The sequence below is a fragment of the Solihabitans fulvus genome (genome assembly GCF_008386585.1).
GTDB classification, from domain to species: domain Bacteria; phylum Actinomycetota; class Actinomycetes; order Mycobacteriales; family Pseudonocardiaceae; genus Solihabitans; species Solihabitans fulvus.
Window position 1 is genome coordinate 1 of record NZ_VUOB01000064.1, and the last position, 19,099, is coordinate 19,099.

Annotated in this window: 18 protein-coding genes; 11 read left to right on the forward strand and 7 right to left on the reverse strand. The window is 73.1% G+C overall.

What is annotated here, in order from left to right:
* Positions 1 to 417: 417 nt before the first annotated feature.
* Positions 418 to 1,503, reverse strand: a complete 1,086-nt coding sequence (locus tag F0L68_RS31440) for a DUF5937 family protein (protein WP_149853500.1) — start codon at positions 1,501 to 1,503, stop codon at positions 418 to 420.
* Positions 1,504 to 1,602: 99 nt separating this feature from the next.
* Here F0L68_RS31440 and F0L68_RS31445 point away from each other — a divergent pair, with 99 nt between their 5' ends.
* The 5 genes from F0L68_RS31445 (at position 1,603) to F0L68_RS31465 (ending at position 9,035) form a co-directional block, all read left to right on the forward strand.
* A complete protein-coding gene (locus tag F0L68_RS31445; RefSeq protein ID WP_149853501.1) occupies positions 1,603 to 2,898 on the forward strand; it encodes an MFS transporter in 1,296 nt (431 codons plus the stop codon).
* 137 nt (positions 2,899 to 3,035) lie between these two features.
* On the forward strand, positions 3,036 to 3,920 hold the full coding sequence (locus F0L68_RS31450; RefSeq protein ID WP_223199296.1) for an NAD(P)-dependent oxidoreductase: 885 nt from the start codon (positions 3,036 to 3,038) through the stop codon (positions 3,918 to 3,920).
* 94 nt (positions 3,921 to 4,014) lie between these two features.
* The gene (locus F0L68_RS31455; protein ID WP_188316931.1) at positions 4,015 to 6,837 is read left to right on the forward strand and encodes an SCO1167/SCO6262 family helicase; all 2,823 of its coding nucleotides are present in this window, start codon (positions 4,015 to 4,017) and stop codon (positions 6,835 to 6,837) included.
* Positions 6,834 to 8,063, forward strand: a complete 1,230-nt coding sequence (locus tag F0L68_RS31460) for an SWIM zinc finger family protein (RefSeq protein WP_149853502.1) — start codon at positions 6,834 to 6,836, stop codon at positions 8,061 to 8,063. Before F0L68_RS31455 ends, F0L68_RS31460 begins: the two co-directional genes overlap by 4 nt.
* 111 nt (positions 8,064 to 8,174) lie before the next feature.
* On the forward strand, positions 8,175 to 9,035 hold the full coding sequence (locus tag F0L68_RS31465; protein WP_149853503.1) for an MOSC domain-containing protein: 861 nt from the start codon (positions 8,175 to 8,177) through the stop codon (positions 9,033 to 9,035).
* A 37-nt stretch (positions 9,036 to 9,072) separates the two neighbouring features.
* Here F0L68_RS31465 and F0L68_RS31470 read toward each other — a convergent pair whose 3' ends face one another.
* Together F0L68_RS31470 and F0L68_RS31475 are read right to left on the reverse strand one after the other, a co-directional pair.
* The gene (locus F0L68_RS31470; RefSeq protein ID WP_149853647.1) at positions 9,073 to 9,387 is read right to left on the reverse strand and encodes a winged helix-turn-helix transcriptional regulator; all 315 of its coding nucleotides are present in this window, start codon (positions 9,385 to 9,387) and stop codon (positions 9,073 to 9,075) included.
* Between the two features lie 117 nt (positions 9,388 to 9,504).
* Positions 9,505 to 10,413 carry an LLM class flavin-dependent oxidoreductase gene (locus F0L68_RS31475; RefSeq protein ID WP_149853504.1) on the reverse strand — a complete coding sequence of 303 codons (909 nt, stop codon included), beginning with the start codon at positions 10,411 to 10,413 and terminating at the stop codon, positions 9,505 to 9,507.
* Between the two features lie 49 nt (positions 10,414 to 10,462).
* Here F0L68_RS31475 and F0L68_RS31480 point away from each other — a divergent pair, with 49 nt between their 5' ends.
* Complete coding sequence (locus tag F0L68_RS31480) at positions 10,463 to 10,936, forward strand: MarR family winged helix-turn-helix transcriptional regulator (RefSeq protein WP_149853505.1); 474 nt, start codon at positions 10,463 to 10,465, stop codon at positions 10,934 to 10,936.
* A gap of 37 nt (positions 10,937 to 10,973) precedes the next feature.
* On the opposite strand, the gene F0L68_RS31485 is transcribed toward F0L68_RS31480, so the two are convergent.
* Positions 10,974 to 12,062, reverse strand: coding sequence for an NAD(P)/FAD-dependent oxidoreductase (locus F0L68_RS31485; RefSeq protein WP_149853506.1), 1,089 nt, complete (start codon positions 12,060 to 12,062; stop codon positions 10,974 to 10,976).
* 214 nt (positions 12,063 to 12,276) lie between these two features.
* On the opposite strand from F0L68_RS31485, the gene F0L68_RS31490 reads away from it, so the two are divergent.
* Together F0L68_RS31490 and F0L68_RS31495 are read left to right on the forward strand one after the other, a co-directional pair.
* Positions 12,277 to 12,927: an NADPH-dependent F420 reductase gene (locus F0L68_RS31490; RefSeq protein WP_149853507.1), complete on the forward strand. Its 651-nt coding sequence runs from the start codon at positions 12,277 to 12,279 to the stop codon at positions 12,925 to 12,927.
* 176 nt (positions 12,928 to 13,103) lie between these two features.
* On the forward strand, positions 13,104 to 14,387 hold the full coding sequence (locus F0L68_RS31495) for an APC family permease (protein WP_149853508.1): 1,284 nt from the start codon (positions 13,104 to 13,106) through the stop codon (positions 14,385 to 14,387).
* 76 nt (positions 14,388 to 14,463) lie between these two features.
* Here F0L68_RS31495 and F0L68_RS31500 read toward each other — a convergent pair whose 3' ends face one another.
* Positions 14,464 to 15,066 carry a TetR/AcrR family transcriptional regulator gene (locus F0L68_RS31500; RefSeq protein WP_188316932.1) on the reverse strand — a complete coding sequence of 201 codons (603 nt, stop codon included), beginning with the start codon at positions 15,064 to 15,066 and terminating at the stop codon, positions 14,464 to 14,466.
* A gap of 87 nt (positions 15,067 to 15,153) precedes the next feature.
* Between F0L68_RS31500 and F0L68_RS31505 the strand changes: the two genes are divergently transcribed.
* Positions 15,154 to 16,098, forward strand: coding sequence for an aldo/keto reductase (locus tag F0L68_RS31505; protein WP_149853510.1), 945 nt, complete (start codon positions 15,154 to 15,156; stop codon positions 16,096 to 16,098).
* A 40-nt stretch (positions 16,099 to 16,138) separates the two neighbouring features.
* Here F0L68_RS31505 and F0L68_RS31510 read toward each other — a convergent pair whose 3' ends face one another.
* Positions 16,139 to 16,699: a TetR/AcrR family transcriptional regulator gene (locus tag F0L68_RS31510; RefSeq protein WP_149853511.1), complete on the reverse strand. Its 561-nt coding sequence runs from the start codon at positions 16,697 to 16,699 to the stop codon at positions 16,139 to 16,141.
* Between the two features lie 76 nt (positions 16,700 to 16,775).
* On the opposite strand from F0L68_RS31510, the gene F0L68_RS31515 reads away from it, so the two are divergent.
* Positions 16,776 to 17,726 (forward strand): alpha/beta hydrolase, encoded by a 951-nt coding sequence (locus F0L68_RS31515; RefSeq protein WP_149853512.1) that lies wholly within the window; start codon positions 16,776 to 16,778, stop codon positions 17,724 to 17,726.
* 81 nt (positions 17,727 to 17,807) lie between these two features.
* Here F0L68_RS31515 and F0L68_RS31520 read toward each other — a convergent pair whose 3' ends face one another.
* The gene (locus F0L68_RS31520; RefSeq protein ID WP_149853513.1) at positions 17,808 to 18,194 is read right to left on the reverse strand and encodes a VOC family protein; all 387 of its coding nucleotides are present in this window, start codon (positions 18,192 to 18,194) and stop codon (positions 17,808 to 17,810) included.
* Positions 18,195 to 18,286: 92 nt separating this feature from the next.
* Here F0L68_RS31520 and F0L68_RS31525 point away from each other — a divergent pair, with 92 nt between their 5' ends.
* A complete protein-coding gene (locus tag F0L68_RS31525) occupies positions 18,287 to 19,069 on the forward strand; it encodes a TetR/AcrR family transcriptional regulator (RefSeq protein WP_223199297.1) in 783 nt (260 codons plus the stop codon).
* Positions 19,070 to 19,099 lie beyond the last annotated feature (30 nt).

A 19,099-nucleotide genomic window follows, 5' to 3' on the forward strand; every position in this document is an offset into this window, starting at 1 on the left:
ACACCGTTCGTGTTACGGACCCCGTCGATGTGCAGCAGGTCGCCGGGGGCGTGGCGTTGGTAGCGAATGCCGGAGCGCCGGCGGCGTAGGGGCAGGCCGGTGATCGGGTCGGTGGCGCGGGCGTGAGGATCGGTCTGCCAGTCCGGGGCGGCTCTCGTCGCGGTATCGGCGGATCCATTGGGGAGACCGTGGCGCGAGAGATCCCGAGTTGTTCGGCGACGCGGGCTGCCGGCCAGCTGGCGCGGTGGCGCTGCACGATCAAGTGGCGGGCGTAGACGGTGGTGCGGGCGTTAGCGGGGGCCACGAAAACCTTTGTGTGTGGTGTGTTCCTAGACAGCTCCACCACACAGAGAGGTCTTCTTCGTGATCACGGCGACTCGTCGCTGACACCGTCAACCACGTCCCAGGTCACGACACCTAGCGCAGCATGGCTTCCAGCAGATCGGAGCCGAGCCGGGCGCCCGCCACCAGATCAAGCTCGTACAGGACGTACCGGCCTCGGCGGCGCGTGCTCAGCAGGCCGGCCCTGCGCAGCACGGCGAGGTGTCGGGAGACCTCGGGCGCGGTCAGCTGCCAGGCATCGGCCAGCTCGCCGGTCGTGTGCGGCCCGCGCGCCAGGGTCCGACACAGCCGGAGCCGCACCGGGTGGGCCAGCGCCTCGAGGCGCTGCTGCACCACGTCGAGCGCGACCCGGTGCGGCGGTTCGGGCTCCGGCACGGGGTACTGGATCACCGGACGGCTGCGGCGGGCGTGCGCGTGCACCACATGGGGACGGCCGAACACGGTCGGGATGAACGTGATCCCATCGCCCGCCGCGCTGGTGGTGTCGTCCTGCAACTTGTCCAGCACGATCAGCTGCCGGTCGGCGTCGACGCGGATGGTCGGCGACACGGCCGCGAGAGTGTCGGCGAGGCCGCGGCGCACGAGCAGGTCGGCTTTGCGGCGAGCATCGGTCGCGAGGCACTGCCGGACGCTTCCCCAGGCGTCGGCGAAGAACTCCTGCTCACAGTCATCCAGCAGGCGGCGCACCTCGGCGCGCGCGGCCGGCGGGTCGGCGATGAGTCGGTCGGCGAACGCGGCCTGGCGGGGGCCGCGCGCCAGGGCGAGTTCGCGGGCCCGGTCCTTGGCGGCCGGGTCGGTCAGCGGCGACGGGGTGCGGAAGCTAAGGCGGGACGAGCCGCAGTTGGTGACCAGCGCGGTCGCCACATAGGACTCGTCGTCGATCCGGTCCACCGCGTCCAAATCCTCGGCGAGGGTGCCGGCGGGGTGACTGGGCAACAGGAAGTCGGGGCGGGAGGACCGCCACAGGAACTCCGCCGCCAGCAGTCGATCGGCGAATCCTCGGCTCAGCGACGCGAGGGTCGTGGTGATCCAGCCCTGAAGCTCGGGGTGGTGCGCGGGCTCGGCGAGCGCGTGCAGCATCGCGGACAGCTCCCCGAGCGGCGAGGCCGCGAACAGGTACCGGTCGCTGGGCAGCCCGGCGATGTCGATGGTCACGCTCACCTCGACATCGTCGCAGGTGGTGGGCGAGTCACCGGCCCCGATTGACGGTGATCGTCAATCGACGGGACTTTGCCGCCACCCGCCGCCCACGGTGGGCGCATGACGCTCACCAGAAACCTCACGCTCCTCGGGCTGCTGCGGATCTCCGGCGGTCGCCGGTACGCGGTGGCGCTGGCGGTGGACGCCCTCGGCGCGGGCCTGCTGCGCCCGTTTCTCCTGCTGTACGGGGTCACGGTGCTGGGCATGGGCCCTGGCGTGGCCGGGTTGGCGCTGTCGCTCGGCTGGCTGGCCGGGCTGGGCGCGCTGCCGGTGGTCGGCCGGTGGATCGACCGAGGTGGCCGGTCCACGCCGGAGATGGCGACGCTGCTCGCGCGGGCCGCCGGTGTCGGGGTGCTGCTGCTGGTCGGCGGCGCGCCGGGGTACTTCGCCGGGGCGGTGCTGCTGGGGTTGGGCAACCAGGCGTGGCCGGCGACGCACGCCGCCGTCGTGGCCACCCTCGCCGCCGGCCGCGATCGGGACGCCGCGTTGGCCGCCGCGCGGTCGCTGCGCAACGCGGGGCTCGGTGCGGGCGCGCTGATCGCCACGGTGGCGGTAGCGGGCGGAGCCGACGCGCTGCGGCTGGTGGCGGTGGCCACCGCGGTCGGCTACCTGGCGGCCGCGGTGTTGGTGGGCCGGATGCGGATTCGGGTCCGTCCCGAGGCTCGGGTGCGGGCCGACGTGCCGACCGACGTGCCGGCCGAGGAGGGGTCGGAGACGCGGTCGCCGCGCGGGTTCTTCCGGGGTGCCGATGGTCTGCTGCTCGGCGTCGCAAACCTGCCCTATGCGTTCTGTTTCGACGTGCTCGAGGTGGCGCTGCCCGCGTTGCTGGTGACCCACCTGCATGCCGCGCCGGCCTGGTCGGCCGGCATCTTCGTGGCGAACACCGTGCTGGTGATCGCGACGCAGGTCGTCGTGGTGGTGTGGCTCGGCCGTCACTCGCGCCGCTCGGTGCTGGCCGGAGCCGGCGTGCTGCTTGCCGTGTCGTACCTGGGTTTCTGGGCCGGCGACGGCCTTGGTCCGGTGGCGATCGCGGTGGTGTCGGTGCTCTACACGATGGGCGAGATCCTCTACACCGGCAGCGGCACCGCCCTGGTGATCGCGACCGCGCCGCCGCGCCAGCTCGGCAGGGCCCTGGCGCGCTGGCAACTGTCCACCGGGATCGGGCAGGCCGTCGCGCCCGCCGCGCTGACTGCGCTGCTGGTCGTCGGTCCCGGTGCGCTGTGGGGCGGGTTGGCCGGCGCGACGCTGCTCGCCGCCGGGGCGATCCGCCGGTGGGGACCGGTCGACGAGCGGACCGGCCGGGTCGGGCACGGCGCGCCTGGTCGAGCCAATGCTGACCAGAAGGTGGGTACCTGACAATTTTGTGCCTACTTGCCGGTCCGCGCGATTGATTCGACTATTGACGGCAGCGCGCCGAAACCGGCGCACTGGGGTGTCGAGAACAATCTGCATGGGAGTGTCAATTGCGCACGCGTAATTCCGGGGCGGCAGACGTGGCGAGCGTGGAGCCTGCGGCGGTCACGGTCATCGGCCTCGGCATGATGGGCGCGGCGCTAGCCGGCGCGTTCGTCGACCGGGGTCACCCGACCACGGTCTGGAACCGGTCGGCCGCCAGGGCGGACGCCCTGGTGGCGCGCGGTGCGAGCCGCGCGGAGACGGTCGCCGACGCGGTGTCGGCGAGCGAGGTGATCGTGCTCTGCGTGGTGGACTACGACGCGGCGCACGCCATTCTGGATTCGGTCGGAGACGCATTGTCGGGTCGGGTTCTGGTGAATCTCACCTCTGGCACGCCGGGGCAGGCGCGCGCCACGGCCGAATGGGCCGCCGAGCGCGGGGTCGATTATCTGGATGGCGCGATCATGGCCGTTCCGCAGGGCATCGGGCGGCCCGGGGCGCGGGTGTTGTTCGGCGGCGACAAAGCCACGCTGACGGCGCTGGAGCCGACGCTGGCGGCGATCGGCACCGCCGTGCACCTCGGCGAGGACGCCGGCATCGCGGCGCTGTACGACCTCGCCCTGCTGGGCATCATGTGGTCGACGCTGAGCGGTTTCCTGCACGGCACCGCGCTGGTCGGCACGGCCGGCATCGAGCCGAAGGCGTTCACGCGGCAGGCGGTGGAGTGGCTCGGGGCCGTTGGGACGTTCCTGCCGGGGTTCGCCGCCGCGGTCGCGTCGGGCGACTTCACTACCGACGTGTCCCGGCTGTCGCTGAATGCCGACGGGCTGGACTTGCTGGTGCGCACCAGCGCGGAACAGGGCATCGGCGTCGAGGTGCCGGCCCCGCTGCGCGACCTGTACGCGCGGGGTGTGGCCGAGGGCCACGGCGAGCACGCCATCGCCAGCCTGATCGAGCTGATCAGGCGGCCGGCCGGGGCGTGACCTGGCCATCCCGGGCGACCGGCCCAGTGGTCGCCCGGGATGCCGTATGCTGTACGGAGTCTATTCCGTACTGCGTACGTTGTTTTGGAGACGAATGCGCGTGGCTCGGGTTTCGAGCGAACAACTGGGGCGGCTGGCACGGTGTGCGGTCGTGTTCGAGGCGGGTGATCCGCCCCGCGCCGGGCGGATGGCCTTCTGGGATCCGGACGGAGGCGCGCTGCCCGAGGACGTCGGGGAGCGCGGCGAACTGACCATCGCGGCACCGCCGGGCGACGCGGGGACCACGCCGGTCCCCGCGCTGCGGCTGTCGGTCGCCGACGCGGTACCGGTGCTGACCGCCGCGCGGCGCGCCACCGACGCGCACCCGGCCGCGGCGTTCTGGGGCGCGGCGACTCTGGTGGCGCTGCACCTGGTCGCCCGAGGCCGGATGCTGCCCGGCGTGTCGGCCGGCGACTTCGACGCCTGGCGGGTCGGTCCGCTGGAACCGGCGGACATCGACCGCATCCGGGAACTGGCCGCCGCCATGCCGGCGCACGCCCGCGCGGTCCCCGTGGCCGACGGGCCGGCGCCGACGCTGCCCGACGCGGAGCCGCTGCTGCGCGGCTTCCTCGACGCCGTCGCCGACGGCATGCCGCGCACCTCGGCGGCCACCAGGGTGACGGGCGGGCTGCCCTTCGCCGCCGCCAGGCCCCAGAAGGTTCCCGCGCTGCGCGGCTGGGCCGACGAGGTCGCCGCTGGCAGGGACGCCGGCGTGCGGGCCTCGCTGCGCCTTGACGTGTCCGGCGGCGACTTCGACAACGGCGCATTCCGGGCCGTGGTGCAGCTGCACAGCCTCGCCGACCCGACGCTGGTCACCGACGCGGCGGAGCTGTGGGCCGGCGACGACCGGCGGTTCGGGCCGCGCGCCCGCATCGACGCGATGCTCGCCGTGCGCCGCGCCGCGCACGTGTGGCCGCCGCTGGAGCCGCCGCTGGAGCCGCTGCTGTCCGCCGCCGTGCCCGACGAGATCTCCCTCGGCGACGACGAGGTCGCCGACCTGCTCGGCTGGGCCGCGCCCCGGCTGGCCGCCGCCGGCGTCGACGTGCACTGGCCACGAGAACTCGTGCGGGCCCTGACCGCGCGCGCCGCGATCGGCCAGGCTGACGCGCCGCCGTCGAACCTGCGGTCCGTGCTCGGCGACGGCGCGCTGCTGTCCTTCGACTGGCAGCTCGCGCTCGGCGGCCAACCGCTGACCGCCGCCGAGCTGGACCGGCTGGCCGAGTCGCATCGGCCGGTCGTCCGGCTGCGCGACCAGTGGGTGCTGGTCGACCCCGAGCTGGCCCGCAAGGCCCGCGAACGCACGCTCAAGCCGTTGACCGCGATCGACGCGCTCGGCGCCGCGCTGACCGGCACCGCCGAGGTGGACGGGGAGCGCGTCGAGGTCGCGCCGACCGCGTGGCTGGACGCGCTGCGGGAGCGGATCGCCGACCCCGACGGCGGCGGCGAACCGGTGCGGCAGCCGACGGGGCTGGCCGCGACGCTGCGCGACTACCAGCTGCGCGGGCTGCGCTGGCTGGACCGGATGACCTCGCTCGGCCTCGGCGGCTGCCTCGCCGACGACATGGGGCTTGGCAAGACCATCACGCTCATCGCGCTGCACCTGCACCGGCAGACCGCCGAGGACACGGCGGGACCGACGCTGGTGGTCTGCCCGGCGTCGCTGCTGGGCAACTGGGAGCGCGAGATCGGCCGGTTCGCGCCGGGCACCCCGGTCCGCCGCTTCCACGGCACCGGCCGCACCCTGGACGACGCGACCGAGGGTTTCGTGCTCACCACCTACGGCACCATGCGGCTGGACACCGCGCGGCTCGGCGCGCACCACTGGGGCCTGCTCGTCGCCGACGAGGCACAGCACGTGAAGAACCCGTTGTCCGGCACGGCAAAGGCGCTGCGCGGCATCCGCACCGGCGCCCGCGTGGCGTTGACCGGCACGCCCGTGGAGAACAACCTCTCCGAGCTGTGGGCGATCCTGGACTGGACCACCCCGGGGCTGCTCGGCACGCTGACGGCGTTCCGGGCCCGCTGGGCCAAGCCGATCGAGGCCGACCACGACGCCGCGACCGCCGAGCGGCTGTCCCGGCTGGTGCGGCCGTTCCTGTTGCGGCGCCGCAAGTCCGACCCCGGCATCGCGCCGGAGCTGCCACCCAAGACCGAGACCGACCAGCCGGTCGCGCTGACCGTGGAACAGGCCGGGCTGTACGAGGCGGTGGTGCGCGAGACGATGACGCAGATCCGGCAGAGCAGCGGCATGGCGCGCCGCGGCCTGGTGGTCAAGCTGCTCACCGGGCTCAAGCAGATCTGCAACCATCCCGCGCAATACCTCAAGGAGCCGCCGGACCGGCTGGCCGGCAGGTCGGGCAAGCTCGAACTGCTCGACGAGCTGATCGACACGATCACCGCCGAGGACGGCGCGGTGCTGGTGTTCACCCAGTACGTGGCGATGGCGCGGCTGATCGAGCGGCACCTGGCCAACCGGGGCCAGCCGACGCAGCTGCTGCACGGCGGCACGCCGGTAGCCAAGCGCGACGAGCTGGTCCGGCGCTTCCAGGACGGCTCCGTGCCGGTGTTCCTGTTGTCGCTCAAGGCGGCCGGCACCGGCCTGAACCTCACCAGGGCCGACCACGTCGTGCACTTCGACCGCTGGTGGAACCCGGCCGTGGAGGAGCAGGCCACCGACCGCGCGTACCGGATCGGCCAGACCCGCCCGGTGCAGGTGCACCGGCTGATCACCGAGGGAACCATCGAGGACCGCATCGCCGACATGCTCGCCGCCAAGCGCGAGCTCGCCGACGCCGTGCTCGGCACCGGCGAGGCCGCGTTGACCGAGCTGTCCGACACGGAACTGGCCGACCTGGTGGAACTGCGGAGGGCGCGATGACCGAGCGGATCAAGGGTTTCCCGGCGTTCCCGCCGGGGGCACGTCCACGCGGGCAGTTCGCGCGGACGTGGTGGGGCAACGCGTGGATCAAGGCGCTGGAGGACACCTCCCTGGACGCCGCGCCGCTGGCGGTCGGCCGCCGCTACGCCCACACCGGGCTGGTCGGCACGATCACGGTCAGCCCCGGCCGGATCGAGGCGACCGTGCACGACGGCACCGACGACGTGCCCTACCGGACGCTGGTGTTGGTGGAGGAGCTGACCGACGCGGAGTGGGAGCGGCTGCTCGACCAGGTCGCCGGCAACGCGGGGCACATCGCGGCGTTGCTGGACAAGGACATGCCGCACGATCTGGTGGCCGCCGCCGAGGACGCGGGGGTGCGGCTGCTGCCCGGCATCGGCGACCTGGTGCCCGAGTGCGGGTGTCCCGGGTGGGAGCACCCGTGCAAGCACGCCGCCGCGCTGTGCTATCAGGCGTCCTGGCTGTTGGACGCGGATCCGTTCGTGCTGCTGCTGATGCGCGGTCGCGGCCAGGACGAGCTGTTGGCGGAGTTGCAGCGCCGCAACGGCGGGCGCCTCGACCGCGCCACCGAGCAGCGGCCGGCCGGCCCGGTCGGCGTGCCGGCGGCGCGGGCCTACGCGGCGGCGGTCGCGCCGCTGCCCGCTCCCCCGCCGGCGCCGGAGGCGGCAGGCCCTGCGCCGTCCGTCGCGTCGGCGCCGGGGTTGGCGCCGGACGCCGTGCGGTGGCTGGTCGCCGACGCCGCGCTGCGCGCCCGCGACCTGTTGGCCGGCGCGGAACCGTTGCCGCGACTGGATGTCTGGCGGGACACCGTGCGGCTGGCCGCGACCCACCACGACGCGTCGCTGTACGAACGGCTGCGGGAGGCGAGCGGTCGGCCGGCCGAGCTGGACCGCGCCGCGCGGGCCTGGGAGTGCGGCGGGTCGGCCGGTCTGGACACGCTGGAGCAGCCGTGGCATCCGGCAAAGGCCGACCTGGCCCGCGCCGGGGCCGCGCTCGCGGCGGCCGGGGACGACTGGCCCGGCGCCGGATCGCCGGAGTTCACCGCGTGGCGCAACCGGTGGACCGCCGAGGACCTGGCGCTGCAACTGCGTTACGGCCGGGACGGCCGCTGGTATCCCTATCGGCAGGAGGACGGCGAGTGGTGGCCTGCCGGCATGCCGGGCCGCGACCCGGCCGCCGCGCTCGCCGAACTCCTCGGTGGCTGACCCTCGTCGTCCGGNNCCGGACGACGAGGGTCAGCCACGTTCAGTTACCGCTGCTAACGAGTTGGGTGATTTCGGTCCGCCGCCGCGCCTCGATCACCGACGATGATCACCATGAACGGCACAGTCGCGGGCCTGCACCGCTATCCGGTCAAGTCGATGCAGGGCGAACCCGTCGACGCCGGTCAGCTGACCGAGCGCGGCCTGACCGGCGACCGCGTGTTCGCCGTCGTCGAGGAGTCCGGCCGCATCGGCAGCGTCAAACACCCGCGCAAGTGGGGCCCGCTGCTGGCCTGCCGCGGCCGGATCCTCGACCACGACGACACCGCGGCCGGGGTCGTGCTGCCCGACGGCGTCGAACTGGCCGCCGGCTCCGCCGAGCTGGACGAGCGGCTGTCGACGCTGCTGGGCCGTCCGGTGTCGGTGCTGGCCAGCCCGCCTGCCGACCCGATCCTGGAACGCGCCGACCCCGGCGTCCCCGGCACCGTCCCGCAGCGGACGCTCGGCACCGTCGTCGTGGACGAGACCGGCACAAGGATCACCTCGAACACGCTGGCCGCCGCCTCGGCGCCCGGCACGTTCTTCGACTTCGCGCCCCTGCACCTGGTCACCACCGCCAGCCTCGCGCGGCTGCGCAGGGCCAACCCCGACAGCGACTTCGACCCGCTGCGCTTCCGCCCCAACCTCGTCGTGGACGTCCCGGACCACGAAGGCTTCCCCGAGGACGACTGGGTCGGCCGGACGCTGCGCATCGGCGCGACGGTCCGCTGCCGGGTCGTGGTGGCCAGCCCGCGCTGCGTCGTGCCCACCCTGGCGCACGGCGGGCTGCCGGCCGATCCCGCCGTGCTGCGCACGATCGCCCGCGAGCACCGGGTCCCGGTGTTCGACCTCGGCGACCTGAGCTGCCTCGGCGTCTACCTCCAGGTGGTCGAGCCGGGACCGGTCCGCGTCGGCGACGCCGTCACCGTCGAGTAGCCCCGGCGCGGGTCCGGCGGGCGGCGCGGCCGCGGCGTCAGCCGGACGCCGGCTGGTCGTCGGTCCCGTACCGGGCCGTCAGCACGGTGTCGGCGTGCCGGTCGGTCCACTCCCCCAGCGCCTCGATCGGCACCAGCAGGTCACGCCCGGCCTCGGTCAGCTCGTACTCGACCCGTGGCGGTGCCTCCGCGTAGCGGCGGCGCGACACCAACCCGTCGCCCTCCAGCCGCCGCAACGTCTCGGTCAGCACCTTCTGGCTGATGCCGCCGATGGCGGCGCGGAGCAGGCCGGGCCGGCTCGGCCCCTCGCGCAGCGCGTACACGACGACCATCGTCCAGGTGTTGCCGAACATGTCGGCGGCCAGCCGCGCCTGGCAGTCGGCGATGAACACGTCCCGCGATCCGGTCGACACCGCACCAGTATCGTCCAGCGCGCCCCGGCCACGGTGATCACCCGTCGCCACGCGACCTCAGGTCCGCGCGGCGACCGCCTCGCGGACCGCGGGGGCGATCTCGTTGGCCCACCGCCCGGCCGCGACGGCCGTCGGGGTGTCGCCGACCGGGAAGTACACGAAGCCCGCCGCGTTGTGCTCGAGCACCGCACCGGTGAGTTCGTCCACCCACTGCCGCGCCGAGCCGCCCAGCCAGCGGCCCTCCTCGTCGCGCGTGGCGGCGAGCGGTTCCGCCGTGATGCGGCCGGGCAGGTTGTAGACCGTGACGATGTCGCCGGGATCCCGGCCGACGGCAGCCGCCGCCTCGTCGATGACCGGCCGGGAGTCCCGGTACCGCCCGCTGAGCCAGTCGGCGGCGTGCCCGGGCATCCACCCGTCGGCCACCCGGCCGGTGACGGCGAGGGACTTCGGCCCGCCCGACCCGGTCCACACCGGCACGGCCGGCACCGGGGCAGGCGTCAACTCGGTGACCCGGTAGAACTCGCCGTCGAAGGTCACCGGCGCCCCACCGCCGGACAGTGCCCTGACCAGCGTGATGCCCTCCTCGAGCGCGCGGACCGCCGCAGCGGGACCGAGCCTGGCCGCGCCGAGCCTGGCGATGTCGTCCCACAGGCCGCCCGCGCCCATGCCCAGCACGATCCGGCCGCCGGACAGGGCGGCCAGCGAGGTGACGGTGCGGGCCAGCATGGGCGCCGGCCTGCTCGGCAGGTTGGTGACGCTGACCAGGCCGGCGATGCGCGCGGTCCGACCGAGCACGACCCCGATCATCGCGTAGGAGTCGAGGCGGTCGCCGAAGTAGGGATGGTCGGAGACGGTGAACAGATCGAGCCCGTCGCAGTCGGCCTGCTCGGCCAGTCGCAGGGTGTCGGTCACCTCGGCGACGGCGGTCGAGCCGCCGATCCCGAACAGCGGCGCGCGTTCCGGCATTGTGGTGTCCACCTTTTCCTGAAATCGTGACTCGGCGTATTCTGGTCGAATGGGGAAGGTCGCTGGCGAGCAGCTGGATGTGGCAACCGCGCTGGTGCGCTCCGCATTCCTGGTGAATGCCGTCTACGCCGAGGCGGCCAGGAACTACGGGCTGACCCCGCAGCAGGGACAGCTGCTCTGCGTGCTGATGCCGCAGCCGTACGGCATGAGCGAGTTGGGCACGGTGCTGGGGCTGGCGAAGTCGAGCCTGACCGGCCTGGTTGACCGGAGCGCCCGGCGCGGGCTGGTGCGGCGCGGGTCGTGCCCGGATGACGCGCGCGCGGTCAGCGTGGAGTTGACCGCGGCCGGCCGCGAGCTGGCGGAGGACTTCTACACCGACACCTGCCGCCGGGTCGAGGCGCTCGCGGACGGCCTCGCCAGTGCCGACCGCGACGCGCTCGTCGACCTGGTCGGCCAGGTGGTGCGGGACAACAAGGTGCCCGTGGTCTTCATGACCCCGGACGAGGCCGCGGCGGGGCACTGACCGCGCGGCGGCTCGTGTGCCCGGGTTCGCCGCCTGGTCACGCGACGCCGAACAGCTCCACGAACCGGCCGACGAACAGGTCGGCGCCCTTGTACTCCGCGACGGCCGCCGCCGGCAGGACGGCGGGGCCGTCGTCGGAGGGCACCTGGCCGACGCCGCCGCTGGGGCCGAGTGGGAGCAGCACCGACGGGATCGGGGACGGCCGGTAGCTGGCCGTCGGCTGATCGCCCCGCACCGAGGCGAGGATGTTGCTCGCCACGACCTCGGCGTGCTGCATCGCGTAGCCGGCCATCTTCGCCTCGTCGAGGTCGGTGATGTCGCCCAGCGCGTAGATGTGCTCGTGTCCCTCGACGGTGAGCGTCTCGGTCACGCGGACCTGGCCCTGCGGCGTGCGAATCGTGACCAGGCCGTCGGCGAGGTAGTCGCCGTTGACGGTCACGCCGTGGCAGCGGAACCAGATGTCGGCGGAGAGCGCGCCGCCGGTGGTGTCGACGGTGAACGGAGCCGCCCTGCCGGGTTCGGTCGGCGGCTCCGCGGTGAGCGAGGCGCCCAGTCGCAGTTCGACACCCAGCGCGTCGAGCTGGCGGCGCAGGTCCTCGCGCAGCTCGGGCGCGAACCCGGGGACCAGCTGTTCGGCCGGGTCGAGGATGGTCACCCGCTTGTCCGGCCAGACGGCCTTGATCTCGCCGGACAGCTCCAGACCGACCGGCCCCGCGCCGACGATCAGCACCCGCTCGGCGGTCGCCAGCTCCGCGTGGGCGGCGCGGATCCGCGCCAGCGCCTCGCTCGCGGAGTCGGTGTCCGGCTTGGCGGGGAAGGGATAGCCGGAGCCGGAGGCGAGGACGAGGTAGTCGGCGTCCACGCGCTCGCCGGAGGCGAGGGTGACGCCGCCGGGATCCACGGAGACGGCCCTGTCGCGAACGACCCTGCCGCGCTTGAGGAGCCGGTCGTAGGAGAAGAAGATGTTGTCCGCCCAGTCGGGCTTGACCAGCGCGCGTAGCGATCCCGCCGCGTGCACGAACGCGTCCTTCGGCTCGATCAGGACTACCTCGGTGTCCTCGTCGAGCGCCTTGGCGACCGAGGCGCCCCCGTATCCCCCGCCGATGACCGCGACAATACGACTCATTGTGTTCTCTCCCCAGTGTTGTGAAACTTGAAGTTCGTGCTACGAACGATAGTAGTTCGTGACACGAACCGCAAACATGGGTAATCACACAGGCGACCATCCGTGGAACGGGACCGCGCGGCCGATAGGCACCGATCGGTGCCTATCGGGCCTCCTACTGTCGGCCGGGCAGCGACTGATCGACTCGGTCGCCGATCGAACGGGAGAAACCGGTATGCGGATTGGGATCATCGGCACGGGCGGCATGGCCGAGGCGCTGGGCACGGGCTGGGCACAGGCCGGCCACGAGGTGCTGATCAGCGGGCGCAGCAGGCAGAACGCCGACGCGCTGGCCGAACGGATCGGCCGGGGAGCCGCCTCGGGCGGGCTCCCCGACGCGGCCGGGTTCGGCGACGCGACGCTCGTCGCGGTGCGCGCCGAGGGTGTCCTCGACACCCTGCGCGCGGCGGGAGCGGCCGAGGGCACGCTCACCGGGCGCGCGCTCGTCGACTGCACCAACGCGATCGCGCACCCCGGCATGACACTGGCCCCAGAGGGGATGGCGCTGCGGATCGCCGAGGTGGCGACCGGGGCGCACGTGGTGAAGGCGTTCAACCTCGCCGCCAGCGAGGTCTGGGCGATGTCGCCGCCCGCCTTCGACGGCAGGCCGCTCGGGGTGCCGCTGTGCGGCGACGACCCGGCGGCTCTCGACGTGGTGCGGACCCTGGTCCGCGACCTCGGGTGCGCGCCGATGGACGGCGGCGGCCTGGCGCGCGCCGCCTACCTGGAGGGCATGGCGGCCTTCGTGATCGGCCTGTTGTTCAGCGGCCAGGACCCCAGGGCCGCGCTGCCGCCGTTCGACCTGGCCTTCGGCGCGGCGGCCTGACCCGCGTTCGGGTGGGCGGCGGGTCCACCGCCCACCCGAACGGTCGCGTTGCCCGTGGCGCGAGGGCACCCCTAGGGTGGACCGACTGCCCCTGGGACGAAACGTGCAACCGGTTGACTCCCTTGGGGCAGCTCGGTTTCTGTCGTGCGTGAGCGTGCCAAGGCGAGGTGTCCGCGTTGACCGACGCATCAAAGGCCGGCTCGGAGCTGCACAAGACGCTGACCGTGACCAAGGGCGTCGGCGTCGCCCTCAGCATGATCATCGGCAGCGGCCTGCTCGTGCTCCCCGGCCTCGCCTACGCCACGGTCGGGCCGAGCGCGATCTACGCGTGGCTGATCGCCGCGCTGGTCGTGCTGCCGCTGCTGCTGATCTTCGCTCACCTCGGCGCGCGCTACCCCACGGCGGGCGGAGTGCAGGGCTTCGCGCAGGCGGCCTTCGGCGCGACCGGCTCGGCGGTCACGTCGATGATCCTGCTCGGCGCGTGCGCGTTCGGCGGCGCCGCGATGGCCGTCACCGGCGGGAACTACGTGGTCGCAGTGTTCGACCGGCCGGGGCTGGCCGGCTGGGCGGCCGGCGGGTATCTCGTGCTGATCTGCCTGTTGCAGTCGGCGGGGTCGCGGCTGGCCGGCGGCGTCCAGACGGTGGTAGCGATGGTGTTGCTGGTACTGCTCGCATTGGTGGCGTTCGTGCCCGTGTTCGCGTCGGGCGCCCAGCTGCACGGCGAGATCGCCCCGCCGAGCCACTGGGCGGAGTCGCTGCCGGCCATCGGGCTGATCTTCTTCGCCTACAACGGCTGGGAGTTGGTGTCCTCCACCGCGGAGGAGTACCGGAACCCACGGCGGGACTTCCCGCTGGTCATCGGCATCACCTTCGTCGTGGTCGTCGCGGTGTACGTGGGGATCGCGGTGGCCGTGCAGGCGACGCTGTCGCAGGGCGATCCGCAGCTCGCGCACGCGCCGCTGGTCGCCGTGCTGAGCCAGGTGGTCGGCGGGGCCAGCGGGCAGGTCGCCGCCGTGCTCGGCGCGCTGATCATCTTCGCCACCCTGATGGGCGGCACGTGGGCGACCTCGCGGATCGTCTTCGCGACGGCGCGGGAACGGCTGCTGCCGCCGGTGTTGGCCAGGGTGCACGACGGGTCCGGCGCGCCCCGGCCCGCGATCGTGGTGTCGGGCCTGATGTTCGGCGCGGTGGTGGTCGCCTACTCACTCGGCGCGCTGAGCCTGGCACTGGTGTTCCGGCTGGCCGCGGTGAACTTCGTGGTCGGCTACGGAATCGCGGTGGCCAGCTACGCCAAGCTGACCGCCAAGCCGGGCCAGCGCCTGTTGGCCGTGCTGGCCGGGGTGCCGGTGCTGGCGCTGTTGGCCGGGTTCGGCTGGCTGCTGCTCTACCCCGCGGCGCTGGTGGCCTGGGCCGGCGGCCGGGACGTCATCCGCCGCCGCCGGCTCGCGCGCGCCACGTAGTCCGTGACGGGACACGGCACGCTCGTCGAGCTGAGCGGCGAGGGCATCAGCTCGACGGCGTTGCGGGCGACGTGCGTCAGCTCGTCGTTGTCGGCCGCAGCGCGTCCATGACCAGGCCGATCAGTCGTTCGATCTGCGCCGCGGTGTCGCCGTCGCCGCTGGCGACGAACATCCCCACCAGCATCACGGTGATGTCCTGCGGATCGACGTCGGCGCGAAGCGTCCCAGCTGCCACTCCGTCGGCGAGGATCGTGGCGACGGCATTGGTGACGCGTTCCCTGGTGGCCGGGGTGGAGATCCGTCCCGAGGCCCAACCCGCGCGGAGTGTGTCGGCCATGCCGCGTTTCGTCGCGACGAAGGCGGCGTAGCGCCGCATCCAGGCCCGCAGTGCCGCGTCCGGCGGAAGCTCCCTGAGCAGGGCGGGAACGCTGCCGGTGACGTCGTCGAGTTCGGCGGCGTACACGGCCTCCACCAACGCCTCGCGGGTCGGGAAGTGTCGGTACAGCGTGCCGATGCCGACGCCGGCCTCGCGGGCGATGTCCTCCAGCGGAATGGTGCCGTTCGAGGCCGCGTACGCGGCTCGCGCGGCCTGCACGAGCCTGTCCCGGTTGCGCAGTGCGTCGGCGCGCGGGGTGCGCGGCTTCTTTCCGGTCCCTGAGGGTGGGTCGACGGAACTCATAGCGGAGGAACCTCCGGTAAGTGCTACGGTCGAGATAAGCGGAGCTTCCTCCGATTCCCTCATCGTCTCATAAGGACGGAATCGCCCATGACCACGACCGCCACTCCCTCCCCTGAACTCACGGCCGCCGGCGCCCCGCGCGCCGGCGGAGGCGGGAAGATCGGAGATCACCCGGTTTCCCGCATCGGCTACGGCGCCATGCAGCTCAGGCGCCTGAGCGGCGACCGCGCCGCCGCGATCGCCCTCCTGCGCCGCGCGGTCGAGCTCGGCGTCGACCACGTCGACACCGCCCAGTTCTACGCCGACGGGTTCGTCAACGGCCTCATCCGCGACGCGTTCCGCCCCGAGGACGGCGTCGTGGTCGTCAGCAAGGTCGGCGCCGACCCCAGTCCTGGCGGCCCCGTTCCGCTGCGTCCCGCCCAGCGACCCGAGCAGCTGCGGGCCAGCGTCGAGGACAACCTCAAGTCCCTCGGCCTCGAGCGGATCCCGGTGGTGAACCTTCGCCGCCTGGACACCAGGCCGGGCCTGCGGGCCGAAGGCGACCAGGTGGTCGATCTCGACGACCAGCTCGCGGTGCTGACCGCGCTGCGGGACGAGGGCAAGATCGGCGCGATCGGCCTGAGCGCCGTCACCCTCGACGGACTGCGCCGGGCCCTCCCCGCCGGGATCGTCTGCGTCCAGAACCTCTACAGCCTGGTGGCGCGCGGCGACGAGGAGATGCTGCGGCTCTGCGTCGACGAACGGATCGCCTGGGTCCCGTTCTTCCCGCTCGGCAGCGCCTTCCCCGGCATGCCGAAGGTGGTCGACGCCCCGGCCGTCACCGCCGCCGCGCGATCCCTCGGCCGCACCCCGTCGCAGGTGGGCCTCGCCTGGCTGCTCCACCACACGCCGAACATGCTGCTCATCCCTGGCACGGCGGATGCCGGCCACCTGGAGGCGAACATCGCCGCCGGAACGATCGAGCTCGACGACGCCACGCTAGCCGCGCTGGACGCCACCGAGTCGCAGCCCGTCGACCTCGCACTCGACTGAGCCCTCGTCGGCTGGCGCGCCCGTGTCCCTGCGGGCCCGCTCAGCCGGCGAAGTGCGGCAGCACCATCTCGACCAGCGCGGCGACGTCGGCGTCGACCATCGGCTCGCCGGTCATGCCCATCCGGTGGAGCAACGTGCCGACGACGACGTCGATGAAGAACAGGACCCGGTTCTCCGGCTCGTCGAGTGCGTCCTGGAGTGCGATCCGGTAGGGGTCCTGTAGTCGCGTGGACAGGATCTCGCGCAGGGCCGGATCGCTGACCGCGTCGCTGAACACGCCCGCGAACGCATCGCCCACCCCAGGCTCGCTGATCTTCGCCGCGATCCAGTGGATGGTCGAGGACATGAGTTCGGCCTGGCCCGCGCCCTCCAGCGGCGCTGGGCCGAACGCGTCCAGCAGGCAGTCCACGATCAGCGCGCCCTTCGACGGCCAGCGCCGGTAGACCGTCGTCTTCGCGACACCAGCCGCCGCGGCGATGCGGTCCACGGTGGCGCGCGCGTAGCCCAGCTCGCGGACCGTGCGCAGCGTCGCGGCGAAGACCACGGCGTTGACGCCGGCGCGCGGGCGGCCGGGCGGCCTGGCGGATGTGGTCGAGGACATACCCGCACGATACCTTTTTTCGCTACCTTGGGTATCGATACCTGAAGTCGCGAAACTCTGTCGGCAAGGAGAAGTCATGAACGAGGTCACCGCCACGGTGCGGCCGCCGGCGCCGAACTGGTCGACGATGACGACCGAGGAACTGGTCGCCTACCGCGACGCGGAGAACCGCTTCCGGGCGTCCGACGCGGCGCGGGCGCTGACCGGGCAGCCGGATCCCGGCGCCGCGATCGTCTGGCAGGAGGTGGCGCTGCCCGACCGTGAACTCCCGGTCCGGGTGTACCGGCCAACCGCAGAGGCCGACGACCCAACCGGCCTGCCGCTCGTGCTGCACGTGCACGGAGGCGGATTCGTTGGCACGGCGGCGCAGAGCGACTGGGTGAACAGCCACCTCGCCGCCCACCTGCCCGCCGTCGTCGTCTCGGTCGAGCACCGCCTCCTGCACCCGGACAGTCCGCTGTCGGCGGCCGTCGACGACGGCTGGGACGTGCTCCGACACCTGGTGCGGCACGCCGACCAGTGGGGCGTCGACCCCGCGCGGACCGCCGTGTTCGGCGAGAGCTGCGGCGGGTTCATCAGTGCCGTGACCGCGATCCGGGCCAGGCAGGCCGGCCTGTCCCTGCGGGCGCAGGTGCTGGTCAACCCCGTGACCGAGGTGACCGAGACGATGTTCGACCACGCCTCGGTCACCCAGTACGCCGACAGCCCGACCCTCGCAATGCCGCAGCTGCTGCTGTTCCACCAGTTGGCCGTTCCGCCGGGCGCCGATGCGCGTGCGCTGTCGCCGCTGTGCGCCGACGACCTGGCCGGGCTGCCCCCGGCGCTGGTGGTGGTGCCGACGCACGACCCGGTGGCCGATCACGGCCGCCGCTACGCCGAACGACTCCATGAGGCCGGGACGCCCACCCGGCTCACCGAATATCCCGGAGCGGGACACGCGTTCCTGAGCCTGCCGGGCGTGGCGCCGCAGGCCGAGGCCGCACGGGCGGAGATCACCGAGTTCCTCCGAGGCGCCCTGGCCGCGTGACGGCGTAGGAGGCTTCCAACTGATCGACCGGCAACGGGGCGGCGCGTCGTCGCATGAGACTGGAGACGACGCGCCGCGCGGTCACTTACCGGCCGGCTCCGCCCATTCGACCAGTTCGAGCACGAGGCCGTTGGGGTCGGTGACCTGGAACAGTCGCTCGCCCCACGGTTCCTCGCGCAGCGGCATGGAGATCGTGACGCCCTCCTCCCGGAGCCTGCGCTCCTCGCCGGCGAGGTCCTCGACGACGAACGCGACGATCACGCCGGCGGCGTGCTGGTCGCGGAGCCCCTCGGGCAGCACCTCGAGGCCGCGCTTGAGCAGCACGATGTTCATGGCGTCCTCGCGGCCGAGCGAGGTGAAGCCCTCGGCGGCCATTTCCTCCCGGAAGCCGAAGTGGTCGACGAGGAACCGACTGGAGGCGGCGACGTCCTCGACGTTCAACGAGACGGTGGACCTGGTGATCTGCAAGCGGACTCCCGGGCTGTCGCGATCGTTACTCTGTACACCGTACAGGATACACAGTACGGTGTTGTGTGTGAGTTACTCCACGGTGCGGGAGAATGACGACTGTGCCCACGGATCGCAGCAGCGCAGGTGACCCGGCAAGGACCTTGGCCCTCCTGTGGCGGGAGCCGGGCCACGGCGCGTCCGGCCGGGGCCCCAAGCAGGGCCGCACGATCGACGAGGTCGTCAACACCGCCGTCGAACTCGCCGACACCGCGGGGCTGGAGGCGGTGACCATGCGCAGGGTGGCCCAGGCCCTCGACGTCGCCCCCATGTCGCTCTACACCTACGTGCCAGGCAAGGCCGAGCTGCTCGACCTCATGCTCGACACCGTCTACGCCCAGATGCCGCGCGCCGACCACGCGGACCGGCCGTGGCGCGCGCGGGTCGAGGCGATCGCCGAGGAGAACCGCGCGCTGTTCGAGCGGCACCCCTGGGTCGCCGCCGTGTCGACCGTCCGCCCGCCGCTCGGCCCCGGCCTGATGGGCAAGTACGAGCACGAGCTGCGCGCGTTCAACGCCCTCGGGCTCGACGACGTGGAGATGGACGCCGCCCTCACCTACCTGCTCAGCTTCGTGCAGGCCGCCGCGCGCGCCGCCGCCGAGGTGCGCGCCTCCCAGCACGACAGCGCGATGAACGACGAGGAGTGGTGGGCCGCCAACGGGCCGCTGCTCGCCAAGGCCTCCGACGCGACGAAGTACCCGACGGCGTCGCGGGTCGGCACGGCGGCGGGCGAGACGCACGGCGGCCCCTACAGCCCGGACTACGCCTACGCCTTCGGCCTGCGGCGCGTGCTCGACGGCCTCGGCGCGTTGATCGAGTCGCGCGTCGGCGACTGACCTCCTCGACGTCGCGGCGGGGCGTTCTGG

Bases quoted from the DNA above. Each gene is read 5' to 3' on its own strand.
- F0L68_RS31445 (WP_149853501.1), top strand. From the start codon at position 1,603: ATGACGCTCACCAGAAACCTCACGCTCCTCGGGCTGCTGCGGATCTCC.
- F0L68_RS31455 (WP_188316931.1), top strand. From the start codon at position 4,015: ATGCGCGTGGCTCGGGTTTCGAGCGAACAACTGGGGCGGCTGGCACGG.
- F0L68_RS31460 (WP_149853502.1), top strand. From the start codon at position 6,834: ATGACCGAGCGGATCAAGGGTTTCCCGGCGTTCCCGCCGGGGGCACGT.
- F0L68_RS31465 (WP_149853503.1), top strand. From the start codon at position 8,175: ATGAACGGCACAGTCGCGGGCCTGCACCGCTATCCGGTCAAGTCGATG.
- F0L68_RS31470 (WP_149853647.1), bottom strand. From the start codon at position 9,387: ATGTTCGGCAACACCTGGACGATGGTCGTCGTGTACGCGCTGCGCGAG.
- F0L68_RS31475 (WP_149853504.1), bottom strand. From the start codon at position 10,413: ATGCCGGAACGCGCGCCGCTGTTCGGGATCGGCGGCTCGACCGCCGTC.
- F0L68_RS31480 (WP_149853505.1), top strand. From the start codon at position 10,463: ATGGGGAAGGTCGCTGGCGAGCAGCTGGATGTGGCAACCGCGCTGGTG.
- F0L68_RS31485 (WP_149853506.1), bottom strand. From the start codon at position 12,062: ATGAGTCGTATTGTCGCGGTCATCGGCGGGGGATACGGGGGCGCCTCG.
- F0L68_RS31490 (WP_149853507.1), top strand. From the start codon at position 12,277: ATGCGGATTGGGATCATCGGCACGGGCGGCATGGCCGAGGCGCTGGGC.
- F0L68_RS31500 (WP_188316932.1), bottom strand. From the start codon at position 15,066: ATGAGTTCCGTCGACCCACCCTCAGGGACCGGAAAGAAGCCGCGCACC.
- F0L68_RS31505 (WP_149853510.1), top strand. From the start codon at position 15,154: ATGACCACGACCGCCACTCCCTCCCCTGAACTCACGGCCGCCGGCGCC.
- F0L68_RS31510 (WP_149853511.1), bottom strand. From the start codon at position 16,699: ATGTCCTCGACCACATCCGCCAGGCCGCCCGGCCGCCCGCGCGCCGGC.
- F0L68_RS31515 (WP_149853512.1), top strand. From the start codon at position 16,776: ATGAACGAGGTCACCGCCACGGTGCGGCCGCCGGCGCCGAACTGGTCG.
- F0L68_RS31525 (WP_223199297.1), top strand. From the start codon at position 18,287: ATGACGACTGTGCCCACGGATCGCAGCAGCGCAGGTGACCCGGCAAGG.